Genomic DNA, 14,125 nt, shown 5'->3' on the forward strand with positions numbered 1-14,125 from the left:
GATGGCTCCGCAACTCAAATATGTCCAAATCGCCGAGCAACTGAAACGGCGGATCGAAAACGGTGACTACAATTTCTGCGCGATGCCCGGAGTTCCGAAACTCGCGGCGGAGATCGGCGTCAGCTACCTGACCGCCCGGCAAGCGGTCCAGAAGCTGATCACTGACGGTGTCTTGTACCGTGCCGACAACAGCCGCCTCGAAATCTGCAATCGTCCCGGCTCTCTGCGAAGTGCAATGAAGGTGGCATTCATCCACCCGATCAACGTGACATCCGATTCTGTCTGGCGCAACGCAATTTGCAAAACGGCGGGAGAGTTCGCATGCAGCTTCCGCGAGATCGTCTACTGTCATGATGCCGATCCGCTGTTGTACGAAGGACTTGCCGGGGGGTTCGACCTGATCTTCCTGCAGTTCGACAGCGCGGATCCTCTGTTTCTGGAAAAACTAAGAAAGCTGTCCGACCGTCTGGTCACGCTTTTCCACGACCTGACCCGGTACGGCATCCGCTGTCTGGACGGACTCAATCCCGCCGCCATCGACGAACTTATCCGATATCTGTACGAACGCGGCCATCGCCGGATCGACTGCCTCAACACGCAGCCCGCCAGTCCCACCGTAGACGCCCGCATCGCCCAATGGCGCGCCTCACTGAAAAAACACGGTTGCACAGGGCGGCTCCACAACGACCCGGTCGCCCCGTTCGTATGGTCAATGCCCCACGCTTACGATGTGCTCAACGGCGTGATCGCACGTGGCGAACTCGATGCCGATGCCCTGTTCTGCCTGACCACGCCGATTGCCCGCGCCGCGTTGCGCTGCTTCCACGAACACGCGATCCGGGTACCGGAGGACATTTCTGTGGTCAGCTGGGGGGAAACCGAGGAGGCCCGCATGGCCATTCCCTCCCTGACCACGGTGGATATGCCCGATCCGGCTCCGATGATCCGTCAAATCTTCGGCCACTATCTCGGAAGCCACCCGCAACCCGACCGACTGCTTTATCGAAGTGCCGCTTCGGATGTGATTCGGCCCGGCGAATCCGTCAAAGAGCATCCCCTAGCAAACCACCCCTCAAAATAGAAAGGCAGGCAATATGCGGAAGAAATTCACTTTGATCGAATTGTTAGTAGTAATAGCAATTATTGCGATCCTCGCCTCGATGCTGCTTCCGGCGCTGAACTCCGCACGGGACAGGGCCCGGGCGACCACCTGTGTCAACAATCTGAAACAGGTCGGCAACGGCTTGATGCTCTACGCGGGGGATTTCAACGACTGGTTGCCGCCGATCCAGTGGGTAGGCAACCAGAAGAACTACGGCAAATGGTGGATGGTAATTTCCGGCTGGGATATTAAAATCGGCCAGAACTACCTGCCGAAACCGGTGGACGGCAAGGCATCGGTTTTCGTCTGCCCCGCGTCGGAGCCGTTTGTATTCCGCGATATCTCCGACAACTCCCAGCTTCATGAGGTCTACGGCCTGGCGCAGGTGGATATCGAACAGATCAGAAATCTCCCCCCCGGCCGCGACGCCAACGGGCTGCGCCAGAAGCTCAGCCAGATCCGGCATCCCTCGCGCTGGGTTCTGGTCGCTGACTCGCAGCGGGCGGGCGGAGCCGATGCAAACTACCGCCAGAGCCACTACCTCGACCGTAACGGCGAAGTGGACAAATACCAGGACATGGCATACGGCGGCGCTCCGAAGTCGATCATTCTGCGCCACGCCAGGCAGGCCAATGTCGCCTTTACGGACAACAGCGTCCGCAGTCTCGGCCAGCCGGAGGTCGGCATGTACGGCGTCCGCTGGACCGTTCCCGGCTTTGCCAACTGATGACAGGAGAAGTTCCCGATGAAAACACAGCTTTCCATTTTACTGCTCGGTTTCGGCTCGGCATTGGCCGCCGCGACAATACTCACCACCGCCGACGGCGGGGCCGACGCCGGACTTGAATTCAGCAAGCGGAACCGGAATTTCGGCAAGCAGCCGGAGATGATGATCAAACGCGATCAGAATTCCGCACCGGCGCTGACCCGCTGTGCGCTCTTCCGCTTTGATCTCTCCAGGCTCGCCGAGCCGGTGACCGACTCCCGGATTACGCTGACGCTCTCCAGCCAGGGGGCACAGAGCAACCGCTGGAAATACGATTTCCGGCTCTACGCTGTCGGCACACCGGAATGGCAGGAGAACGCCGTAACCTTCGCAAACGCTCCCGGCGTCAAAAACAACTTTCCGGTCGGCCGTGACGTTCCTCCCCCGGAGGGAGTGATTCCGGTCGGAGACGCCACGCTCCTGGCCAACGCCAAACCGGGCGACAAGCTGCGATTCGACTCCGCTGCCCTAACGGAGTTCCTGAATGCCAACAGAGGAAAGGCTGTCACTTTCCTGCTGGTGCGCCGGACGGAAAGTTCTCAGGTGCAGGCTTTCGCCACGAAAGAGCACGGCACCTTCGCCCCGCCGGAGCTGAGTGTGAACCGACGGCCGAAACCGGCGGTGTTGCGGGGGAAAGCGATCCGGGTCGGCTTCGCCACCGACGGCAACCCGGAATTTCTGGAGCGTGACGGGGCGACCATCCGGATTCCCTCCGTCCGCTTCTGGGAATTCCAGTTCGGCGGCAAAACCTACAATGCCGCCAACGCCGTGCTGACCGCAAGCTCGGAGACCGCCGACTCCGCCACCCGCACCTATCGGTGCGGCAGGGCAAGCATCACCTTCCGCTACGCGATTCCCGAATCCGGCGACCGGCTGAACCTGACCTACACGATCGAATCGCCGAAAGGGTGGACCGGCACGCCGAATCTGGTGATCGGCCGCATCGGAGGACTGGCCGCCACTCCGGACAGCCGGATCGTCTGGCCCTACCGCTACGGGCAGTTGCTGCGCGGCGACCTCATCAAAAACTATGTGGAACGCCCCGCCCCCGGCCATATGTGGATGCAGTTCATGGGCCATTACACGCCCGACGCCGGATTGCTCTGGTATGTGGAGGATGCGCTCGGCTTTTTGAAATTCGCCTCCCACGGCAAAGAACGCGACGGCAAACTCGTGCTGGGCTGGCGCGAACGGCCCTGGCTCGACGGCTCGGGGCGCTACGAACTGCCCTTCCCCTACGTATTCGTCCCGTTCGGCAAATGCGACTACCACGACTTCGCGGCGGTCTACGCCGACTGGGCGCGAAAACAGCCGTGGGCACAGGTTTCCGCTGCGGAAAAGCTCGCCGCCCGTCCCGCCCTCGCCAACGCGGTCTTCGACGGCAAAGTCAAAATCGCCGGATTTGAAGCGTTCGGCGGCAATAAACATGTGCCGCTGGCGGTCAAAAAAGAGCGGGCCAAACTCTCCGTCGGCTTCGCTGACGCGGAGAAATTCATCCGCAGCCTCGAAACCCAGTACGGTGTGAAGCCCGCCTACCGTTACGACGGCTGGTGGGGGGCCTTCGACGTCGGGTACCCGGACCTTTTCCCGGTCTCGGAACGCAACGGCGGCAACGCTGCCTTTGAAAAGTTCGCGGCGTTCACCCGCGCCAACCGCAGCCCGGTCACCTACTATATGAATCCGATCAACTTCGACGAGGAGTCCGACACCTACCGGATCACCCAGTCGGTCCGCCAGCTCAACGGCGAAATCCAGCCTTTCAGCTTCTGGAGCGGTTCGCGGCTGCGGATGGTTTCGCCGCAGTTCATCCTGCCGGGCAATCGGAACACCTTCGACCACTTTAAAAAATATGCCATCTACGGCGGTATTTTCGTCGACCAGATCGGTGGCTCCAGCCCTTATCTCGACTTCAATGACCTCGCCGGGTACGAATACTACGGAAAAGACAGCAACTTCCGCGCCTACAAGGAGGCGTTCCATCAGATCCGAGCCGAAGACCCCGCTTGGATAATCGGCACCGAGGACGGGCAGGAGCAGTATCTCGACAGCTACGATTTCGCCGAAGCCTATCCGCGCGGCTTCTTCGACGCGAAAAACCTCAAGCTCGAAAAAGGTACCACCTATATTCCGCTCAATGAATTGGTCTACGGCGATAAATTCTTCAATCTGATGGGAATCGACGGCAACAACCGCCTGACCTTCGACGGCATGCGTGTGATGCGACGGCTGTACGGAACCAGCCAGGGTTACACGATGCGCGGCGAACTTCCTTACTGGCCGCTGCTCCAGCAGGAATTTGAGGCCAACGACGTGATCGGTGAAGCCGCAACCGAACGGATGCTGCATCACCGGATCGATCCGGCCGGATTCCGCGCCAGCGTGTGGCCCTCCGTCGTCGTGATCGGCAACACCGATTCCGGCGGCCCGCTCGACATCGTCTTCGACGCGCCGAACGGCATGGAAGTCGAGGTCAAAGCACTGCGTCCCGACGGTTTTGCGGCGGTCACCCGCTCCGGTAAATGGATTCTCTGGGGCGGCAGGGAGCTGAAGCTCGACGGGAAACTGCTGGCCGCCGTCTCCAATTCCGATTCGATCCTCATCGCCAACCGGCGCGGCATCACTGCCGCGAGCTACGGCTTCGTCGGAGAAGAGGGGCTCGCCAATCCGAACGGCGGGGCTTCCGCCGAACCGTGGAACGTCCGGCTGCCGGGCGTAACCGGCGACGCCGAGGCGCTGCCCTCTCATCGCCCCTATCCGGTCGAAGCCGCCGGCAACGGCAGTTTCCGCTTCGCCGCTCCCGGAGCGGAGCAGTCGATCCGGTTCGCCGGGGAGAAGCAGCGATGAAAAATCTGGTTTTGCTATTGCTGTTCTACGCCGCCACAGTTTCGGGCGCGCGGCTCTTCGAAGAAGCGGAACTGCGCCGCACCGCCGTTTTGCCGGTCATCGACGGCAAGCTCGAATCCCTGTGGTTCGACCGCGCCGTGCCGTACAACCTTGGCGACCACAACGGCAAGCTCAACAACCTGATCGTCGAAAACTACCTGACGATCGTGCGGCTGCTGTGGGACGAAAAGTACCTTTACGCCGCCTTCGTCTGTTCCACCGACGCAGTCGAAACCCGCTTCGCCAAGCGCGACGATCCTCTCTATGAAAGCGAGATTTGCGAACTGATGCTCGCCCTTCCCGATGGGAACCGTCTGCTCGAACTCTCCATCGCCCCCAACGGTGTAATCTACGACGCGCTCGTGCGCTGGAACCGGGACAACCGCCTCGAAGTTGCCACCTCTTATGACATTTCCGGCCTGAAATCCGCCGTCACCATCCGGCAGATCGCCGCCGGACGACTGGTCTGGACCGTCGAGCTGGCAATTCCGTGGGAAGTCCTCGCGCCGTTCCGCCCCGGCAACGGCAAACGGCTGCGCGGCAACCTGCTCCGCTACGAGCGGCTCTCCGCCCCGGAGCTTCGTTCCCGGAACATTCCCGCAACCGGAACCGATGGAGCCGCCTATTTGCCGCTTTCGCTCTTTCCGACTCAAGTCCGCGGCTGGGCCGCCGCACCCTCCAGTCTCGGCCCTCTGCGCCTGACCGAATAACCATGCCTGCCCGGGGATTTCACTTCTGCCGGAACGAGTCCCCGCTTTCCGGTTTCCGTTCTTCGGCGGTCGCCGGCCGGTGCTTTGCGAAGATTTCAACCGAAAGATTCGACGGAACCGGCTCAGAACGCACCAAGCTCATACCGGATGATCCGCACTCCGGCGGAATATTGACAAATGGTCTTCCAAAGCATGGATTCCCTTGACGACATGGGAGCCAGCCATCCTCATCGCCCGGTCCCGGCGGCCTGCCCCGCCGGGACCCTTTTTTTCAATATTTTTTTCCGGAGGGGTTGACATGGCCCATCGAATATTGTATAATTAATGTAGAATCAACCTCGAAGATTGTACATGAATTATACAAACGATACAACATGTTCTCCGCGCGAGCAGGTGATCCGGAATGTATTGCAACTGATCCGGAAACAGGAACTGCCGCCGGATGCGGAGGTTCCGGCGGAGAATCTGCTGGCGGAACGGTTCGGCGTCGCACGCGGCACGGTCCGCTCCGGGCTGGCAGAGCTCGCCGCACGCGGCATTCTGGAGAAGCGGGGGCGCCGGATGCACGTGGTCTCCCGCCCCGCCGCGCGGGGCACCTCCCTGATGAACCGGACGGTTATCCTCTTCAGCTCCACCGACAAGGACGACGCCATCCGCAAGCGCAATTCCGGCTTCATGGACGCCATTCAGGCGGGCGCACTCGAAGAGCTGATGGCGCAGAACATGCACTCGCTCTGGCTCAACGGCTCCCGGCTGACCAGCGGTGAATTGGAGGAACTGACGCAGATCCGCCCCGGCGGCGCGCTGTTTTTCTCTTCCGCCCACCCCACGCCGGAATTCGATGCGGCGGCGCGCCAACTGGCCGAATCCGGCCTGCCGACGGTGGCGTCGGTTCACAAGACACTCTTCCCGCGGGTCGATCATGTGCTGCCGGATCACGCCGAGGGGGCCCGGCTGTTGACGGCGGAGCTGATCCGGCGCGGCTGCCGGCGCGTTCTCTGCTACCTGCCGGCCAATCGTCAGGAATACTGGGTTGCCGACCGTTTCCGCGGTTACTGCACCGCCATGCGGGAGGCCGGTCTGGAACCGCGTCCGCTCCCGGAAAATGCTTACTGGGGGCGTCATTACGACGACGGAGACGCCTGGAGCGAAAGCCGGTTCCGGGAGGAGGTCCGGCTGGCGGCAGGCTATCTGCTGGATGAGTTCGGGCCGGGCGGGAATTCCCCCGACGCACTGCTGACCAAAACCGACTGGGATGTGCCGATTCTGGCAACGGCGCTCCGTCTGCTGGAGAAAACGCCCGGCAAGGATGTTGTGATCGCAGGGTACGACAACAAAATCGCCTTCAGCGGCTGGAAGCAGTTTGAGAGTTACACTCCGCCGCTCACGGTGGACAAACGGAACAACGAGATCGGGCGGTGCATGACCGGGCGGCTGCTCGCCCGCCTGAATGCCCCGGCGGACTGGAAGCCGGGCAATATTTTGGTGGTCCCGGAGCTGATAGTCCTTTCATGAAGTTCCATTGGCACAGCGGATATGGTTCACAGACGAAGAAGAGGTGCCGGGCAGCCGCTCCCCGGCGCCTCCAGATGAAAAATATGTTGAGAGATTTCACCAGAACAACCTGTTGGATATTGGAAAGGAGTTTTCGATGAAGCCGAAAAAAAAACATCCCATCACCCCGCGCGCCGACATCGCACATCCAAGATTCACCATGATTGAATTGTTGGTTGTTATTGCAATCATCGCAATCCTGGCGGCAATGCTGCTTCCGGCATTGAACAAAGCACGGGAACGAGGACGGGCGGCAAACTGCCTGTCGAATCTGAAGCAACTCACGCTCGGTCAGAGTTCCTACGCCTCTGATTATGCCGGTTACATGGTCCACAGCGTCATTTACGGAACAAAATACGAAAATTACGCAACGCTGCTGGCCCGTTCCGGCTCAATTTCGGGGCTGCTGAGTCAGGGAGGCGGTTACCTTAACTGGCGCAGCATGGGCTGTCCATCAGTTACGGGGGACAAGGTGTTCCGTTCCGCCGACAACGGGTATAAAGACGGCAACACCGCACTCTATTCCGTATACGGGGTCTACATCGGCTACAATACCACGGACCTTTCGAAACCGGGGATTGTCAAATTGATTGAAGAACTGGGAGACTTCGTCAACACCAGTTCCGCCAGCTCCTGGGCGACAAGAACCTTTTCCACCAAGAAAATGAGAAAACCGACTCAAACGGCGATCGCCGGAGACTGCGCATCGGCCAATCTCTCCAACTCAAAATTTTTCAATGTGCAGGGCTGTTCGTTCTCCACGCTCGGCACCGCGCAAAGCTCCTCCAGAATGGCGATTATCCGTCGCCACTCCAACCAGGCCAACATGGGATATGCCGATGGACACGCCGCTTCACGCTCCGGCGACCAGCTTCTCCAGGGCAGCATGCCGTTCACCGGCGGCACCTACAGTCCGGATCTGGTGCTGGATCATATCGAAACGGAATGAAAAAAGGAATCCCCATCATGCGCTTGAAACCCTTTGCACTGCTTCTCATCAGCTCACTCTTCCTCGCTTTGAATTCCGCGGAAATCAATCTGCGCAACTATATCGAAGAACGTTACCGGGCGGGGGAACGAGTCATCACACTCCCTGACGGCGACATCTATGTCAAATTCACCCCATGCCGGCTGGGACCGAAAATCCGGGATCTGGAAATTCGGGGAGGGAAGCAGACCCGGCTGATCCTCCGGGCTCCCACGGAACTTTTTTACTTCTCCGGCTGCCACAACGTCAAAGTATCTGGATTCGCGGTCGATCACCAGCCGTTACTGTTCACGCAGGGAACCATCACGAAGATCGAGGGAAAACGCTACTATTTCCGACTGCATGACGGTTATCCGCGAATGGGGAAACAGTTCATCAACCGGCATCCGCACTTTTTCGATCGGAAGACCAGAAAGTTCAAATGGGGAAATTCGCTTTCTTCCGGTGACTGCCGGGAAGTCCGTGCCATCAACGCCGACAGCGGCGTCATCGAATATACCGCTCCTGTCAATGGAATTCAGGTCGGTGATTACATCGTGCTGAATTACCGGAAAGGAGCGGCATTCAAAATCGATGACCTCGCCGGCGACATCCGGCTGGAAGACATTACCGTTTACAATGCGGGTTTCGGCATCATGAGCCGCCGAAGCACCGGAAACGTGACGGTCCGCAGATTCCGGATCGTGCCCGGTCCTCCTCCGGAGGGAGCAACGGAACCGCGTCTCATGGCAACCTGCGCTGATGCATTCAATTTCGCTGCCTCACGCCGGGGGCCGACAATTGAAAATTGTGAAGTGAACGCGATCGGTGATGATTCGATCAATCTGCATGGTTCTCCCCGGAAGGTTGTTGCACTGACGCCGGATGGAAACCCGATCATCTGCCTTCCCCCCGTCGCAAAAAAAGCTGTTGAACTGTTTCAGCCGGGCGATACGGTTCTGGTTCTGAAACCAGGGAACTATGAAATCAGGCGGAAAACTAGATTGAACGCTGTCCGTCCGGTCAAATTCGATGATCCGGAAGTACTGGCGAAGTACTTTCCGCACCAGAAGCCTGCATCGCTGATCTGTTGTGCTCTGGAGCTGAAAGACGCGGATGTGCAGACCGGTGATCTGCTGGATTTTCCGGCGATAAACTGTCCGGGCTTCGAGATCCGGAACAACCGTTTCTCCAACCACAGGGCACGGGGAATCCGTCTGATGGCGGGCGATGGAATCATCGAGAACAACACCATCTCGCATCTGGAAAACAGTGCAATCAGCATAGGTCCTGAATACGCCTACTGGGACGAATCCGGCTGGGTGGACAATGTGACAGTCCGCGGCAATCGGATCGATTCTGTTTGCCTGGGTGCGAGTGCGTGGAAGGGGGGAAGTTACACGGCGGGAGCAATCTGCACCTTCATACGGAACGATCCGGCACTGCCGGTATTTCCCGGCAACCGCAATCTGAGGATTGAAGACAACACGATCCGAAACTGCCCTTTGAGCGGAATCTTTCTGGCGGCGGCGGAAAATGTTCTCATCAAAGGAAACGAGCTGGTCAATACCGCATACCGAAACGATGCGCGCACCGGCAGACAATACGGAATAAGATGGGCCCCGAAACCAATCGGTTTTTTCGGCTCACGAAACATCCGCTGCGAAAACAATCAAATTCGGCAAGAAGCGGCACCGACTCTCTACGTGGATAATCTCAAGGGGAATGACGCCAACGACGGCTCCCGGGAGAAACCGCTCGCCTCGATCGAACGCGCCTGCAAGCTGGTTCAAACCAGTGGACGCATCGAAATCGTCAACACCGGCACCCCCTATTCGCTCCCCTACGACGGCCCGGGGAAGCCGCGCGGACTGCGGCTGCTTCGCGGCGGCACGGCGGAACAGCCGCTGGTGGTGGAAGGGAACGGCGCAGTGATCTCCGGTCTCGCGGTGATTCCGGCGGAGGCGTGGAAACGCGAGGCGGAGGGAATCTATTCGCTCCCCTTCGACCCGATGAGCAACCTCTTCCGCCGGGATATGAGCAAGAACTACTGGCTGCCGGGCACCCAGATCTGGTTCGTGGACGGGAAGGCCGCCCCGAACCTGCTCGACCGGGAATCGCTGGAGAAAACCCCCAACGGATTCTGGTGGAACAAGAAGGAACGCAAGGTGCTCTACCATCTCCCCGCCGGGAAACAGCTTGCCGATCTCAAGATCCAGCTTCCCGCCAACTACGGCTTCTACATCCACCGCAGTCACACGATCGTGCGCAACTTCACGATGATGTTCTCGTGGAACGACGGCTTCGACGCGGCGGAAACGCCGAAACATGCGATGTATGTCAACTGCCTCGCCTACAACAGCTGCGGTCAGGGGATGTCGATCCACGACGCGAGCGACGTCTACTACGAGGAGTGCGGCGCGGTGAACTGCGCGAGCTCCGCGGTCTGCAACGTCGGCCAGAGCAACGGCACCTATCAGCGGTGCGTGCTGATCGACAGCACCTTCGAGGCGGCGGTCTTTCTGAGCGACGACGCGTCGGCCCTCTTCGACGAGTGCCTGATCGCCGACCCGGAACCGGCAGAGCTGATCTGGCAGCATGGACGGTCGAAAATCCTGTTCAACAACTGCACGCTGATCGGCAACAGAAAAAACAATCTGGCGACGCTGAGCGCAGGCACGCTGACCTTCTTCGGTTGCACGATGCGGAACGGCACCGGATTCATCTCACTGGAATCGCGTTTCTCCACCGGTGCTCTGAGCGTGGAGAAATCGCTGTTGCGCGGCTTCGCCCGCTACTACGTGAAGCTACCCGATCAGCCGACGGCGCGGCGCATCCGGCTGGCCGGGAACCGTTACGCGCCGACGGCCGGCCACTGGTTCCGGGGGAAGCCGGAGGTGCCCGGCACCTCGCCGGAATTGACGAAACTTCAGCTGGACCGCAATTCGAAGACGGAAGAATTCCAGCTTACCGGCCGCAAGTCGAGCGAGAATCCCCATGCCGTCAACCGCCGTTCACAGCGGATCGGCTCCAAGTTGCCCGAATCGGTCTGGAAGATCTACGACCGCTTGAAACAATATGAGGCCACCCCGGCCGGAATCGTCAAAAAAGGAGCTGACGCCCGATGAAAAAATTCACGTTCGCAATTCTGTCTCTGCTGGCAGGAACCGTGCTGACTGCCGCGCAGTCGGAACTGCAAAAGGAGATCAACACGCAAATTTCCGCCGGGAAGAAGGTGATAAAGCTCACCCGACCGGAGTACCGCTCGGCAAAAACGATCGAATTGCGCAAACTTGACGGCGTCACCATCGACGGCAACGGCGCAAAGCTGGTGATGACCCGGCCGGTCCACGCACTCCGGCTGAACGGCTGCCGCAACACGACGGTGAAAAATCTGACGATCGATTACGATCCGCTTCCGTTCACGCAGGGGGTGATCACCGCGGTCTCCCCGGACTGTCGGCAGATCGAATTCGCCATCGACGAGGGCTATCCGGATCTGACCGCGGCGTATGCGGTGGGCCACCCGCACCTCTTCCAGAAGGATGGGAAGAGCTGGAAACTGGAGGCCGCCGACCTCTACGGCAAGACGGAGATCCTCGACGCCCGCCACGGCCGGTTCCGCGCCAACAAGCCGGAACCCGCCCTCGCGCCGGGGGACAAGCTGGCGCTGAACATGCGAAAGAACGGCGCGGTCTATCTGACCGCCTGCGGTCCGATCCGGTTTGAGGACCTCACCATCTACACCTGCCCGAGCCTCGGCTTCTGCAACCGCTTCAGCGAAGGCGGCGACGAGCTGGTCAATGTGAAGCTCACCCGCGGCCCCCGCCCGGAGGGGGCGAAGGCGGATCGTCTGCTCTCCACCTGTGCCGACGGGCTGAACTACGCCTACATCCGCCGCGGCCCGAAACTGGTGAACTGCGACTTCTCGTTCATGGGCGACGATTCGGTCAACCTCCACTCGGTGGCGCTGCCGGTGGTCCGGGTGCTGAACGGAACCACGTTCGACACGCTGCGCCCCTACAAGTCGGAAGGCTTCCCCCGGATCATCCGCCCCGGCGACAAACTCCGGCTGCTCGATCCCTCCGACTACTCGGTCATCGGGGAAGCGGTCATCGAGAGCTTCCGCCCGTCTCCGCGGAAATACGACCGGGAGACCTTGAAGAAATTCTACTTCAACCGCGGCGACGGCCTGCGGGACTGGACCGCCTACGAAGTCAAGCTCGCCCCGGGCGGAACGGCGGTCAAGGAGGGGCAGTTCTTCGACATTCCGGCGATCGGGGCGAACGGGTTTGAGATCCGGGACTCCTACTTTCACGATCACCGCGGCCGGGGGCTCCGGATCATGGCTTCCGACGGCGTGATCGAAAACAACCGGTTCGAGCGGATCAAACATGCGGCGATCACCGCCGGCGCCGAATACGGCTACTGGCGCGAAGCGGGCTGGGTGAAGAACATCCAAATCCGGAACAACGTGATCCGCGACGTCGGCCGCAACATGATGCTGCAGCCTGACTCCTACGCCAACGGAGCGATCAGCGTCTTTGCGCGGCTGGAGGATTACACCAGCCCCTTCAAGGGGAACCGGAACATCACGATCACCGGAAACAGCATCGAAAACTGTCCGGCGGCCGGAATCTTCCTCTTCGCCGCCGACGGGGTGAAGCTGCAGGACAACCGCCTGACCCGTACCGCATACGGCGATAAGACGCCCGGCGCCAACCTCGGCTTCTCGGGGCTGAAACCGGTCTGGATCGTCAACTCCGCCAACGTCACTTCGAAATAGATCCATTGCGGCCTGGACTGTGCACGGAGCACGGTCCAGCGCCGCTGAAAATGTCTTTACGACCAGGCCCACACCCTGTCAAGCACGGTCGTCTTGCGGGCACAAGCTCGGCCTGTATTCCCCCCGCAACCCGGCTTTCTCACGGGAACAAGCGCAGTCAGTATTTCCACCCGCAACCCGGCTTTCTCACGGGAACAAGCCCGGTCAGTATTTCCCTCCGCAACCCGGCTTTCTCACGGGAACAAGCGCGGTCAGCGCCGCGAGCGCATGTGAGAGAACTGCTTTGCGAAACGCAAAGCAGCAAGGAGCAATTGCGACGCAGTCGAACGGAGTCGAGCGAAGCCCCTCCGGCGACTGAGGAGTTGGCGGGCGAAGCCCGACAAGTAAGGCCCGCGAGGGCCGCGTGCGGATCAGTATCAACCGACTTTGGTCTTCTCACGGGCGGGGAGGTTCGGAGGGCGCCCGGCCCTCCGGCTCCCGCGACGAATCTTTCCTCGCAGAAGCCGAACATCCCGCCTCAATCCTGTTTCGCGCCCCACAGAAGTTTGATGATCACCAATAACGCTAATAGCGTTTCAAAAAAGACAACAGCTAGATATAAAAAACGATATAGAAAGTACTCCCGGCAAATAAAAACACTTGCCCACAACGAAAGAGAAAGAAAAAACGTCAAAATAAAGGAATATTTCCGCAACAGACGCACCACCCGGTTTGCTTCTTCCTGGTTTTGCAGAAGATAAAATACCGCGAGAGAAATGATTGCGTCAATAAGAAAATTCAATATGGGAGAGCGGTCTCCAATACAAACTGCACTTACTTTGTAAGCTCCGTTGATAAAACGAAAATGTTCCACGTGATCTTGTAAATATATTTCCCATATTGCCAGAGGTACGCCATAGGAACATGAGAAATCATACCCGAGAGGAAAACTGATCATATTTTTTGCAAAAACAGATGCCACCAGAATGTTTGCAGCCATGATAAAGGCCCAGCTATGAGCTTGTAAAGATCTCATTTGACATCACCATAACTGACACCGCCGTATCCATTTCAGAAGCAAGTATAATCCTGATTTTTCTCTTTTGCAAGCCTTCGCTGAACAAATTGCACGCATATTCCCAAGTTCTTCGCGGATGATGAAAGACGTACCGGGCAGAAAATCCAGCTTCTATGGTGCGCGAACAGGATGGAGGCGGGATGTCTGACTTGCCGTAGGAGAATGTTGCTCGCGGGAGCCGGAGGGCCGGACGCCCTCCGGACCTCCCCGCCCGTGAGAAGACCCAAGTCGGTTGATACTGATCCGCACGCGGCCCTCGCGGGCCTTACTTGTCGGGCTTCGCCCGCCAACTCCTCAATC

9 protein-coding genes are annotated in these 14,125 nt (G+C 59.3%); 8 read left to right on the forward strand and 1 reads right to left on the reverse strand.

Going from position 1 to position 14,125, the window contains the following annotated elements:
- The 8 genes from ACMLHG_RS07970 to ACMLHG_RS08005 all read left to right on the forward strand — a co-directional run.
- Positions 1-1,081, forward strand: a 1,081-nt coding sequence (locus ACMLHG_RS07970) for a substrate-binding domain-containing protein (protein WP_417170164.1), incomplete at its 5' end; no start/stop codon positions are given.
- Between the two features lie 13 nt (positions 1,082-1,094).
- Entirely contained in the window at positions 1,095-1,829 is a 735-nt protein-coding gene (locus tag ACMLHG_RS07975) for a type II secretion system protein (protein WP_417170165.1), read from the forward strand.
- A gap of 18 nt (positions 1,830-1,847) precedes the next feature.
- Complete coding sequence (locus ACMLHG_RS07980) at positions 1,848-4,712, forward strand: DNRLRE domain-containing protein (protein WP_417170166.1); 2,865 nt, start codon at positions 1,848-1,850, stop codon at positions 4,710-4,712.
- Positions 4,709-5,461 (forward strand): carbohydrate-binding family 9-like protein, encoded by a 753-nt coding sequence (locus ACMLHG_RS07985; protein ID WP_417170167.1) that lies wholly within the window; start codon positions 4,709-4,711, stop codon positions 5,459-5,461. Before ACMLHG_RS07980 ends, ACMLHG_RS07985 begins: the two co-directional genes overlap by 4 nt.
- A gap of 351 nt (positions 5,462-5,812) precedes the next feature.
- Positions 5,813-6,976, forward strand: coding sequence for a GntR family transcriptional regulator (locus ACMLHG_RS07990; RefSeq protein ID WP_417170168.1), 1,164 nt, complete (start codon positions 5,813-5,815; stop codon positions 6,974-6,976).
- 7 nt (positions 6,977-6,983) lie between these two features.
- Entirely contained in the window at positions 6,984-7,964 is a 981-nt protein-coding gene (locus ACMLHG_RS07995) for a prepilin-type N-terminal cleavage/methylation domain-containing protein (RefSeq protein WP_417170169.1), read from the forward strand.
- A 17-nt stretch (positions 7,965-7,981) separates the two neighbouring features.
- A complete protein-coding gene (locus ACMLHG_RS08000; protein WP_417170170.1) occupies positions 7,982-11,110 on the forward strand; it encodes a right-handed parallel beta-helix repeat-containing protein in 3,129 nt (1,042 codons plus the stop codon).
- A complete protein-coding gene (locus ACMLHG_RS08005) occupies positions 11,107-12,768 on the forward strand; it encodes a right-handed parallel beta-helix repeat-containing protein (protein ID WP_417170171.1) in 1,662 nt (553 codons plus the stop codon). Before ACMLHG_RS08000 ends, ACMLHG_RS08005 begins: the two co-directional genes overlap by 4 nt.
- A 517-nt stretch (positions 12,769-13,285) precedes the next feature.
- Here ACMLHG_RS08005 and ACMLHG_RS08010 read toward each other — a convergent pair.
- Positions 13,286-13,783: a hypothetical protein gene (locus ACMLHG_RS08010; protein ID WP_417170172.1), complete on the reverse strand. Its 498-nt coding sequence runs from the start codon at positions 13,781-13,783 to the stop codon at positions 13,286-13,288.
- Between the last annotated feature and the right edge of the window lie 342 nt (positions 13,784-14,125).

Source organism: Victivallis sp. (assembly GCF_048170485.1).
Classification (GTDB): Bacteria; Verrucomicrobiota; Lentisphaeria; order Victivallales; family Victivallaceae; genus Victivallis.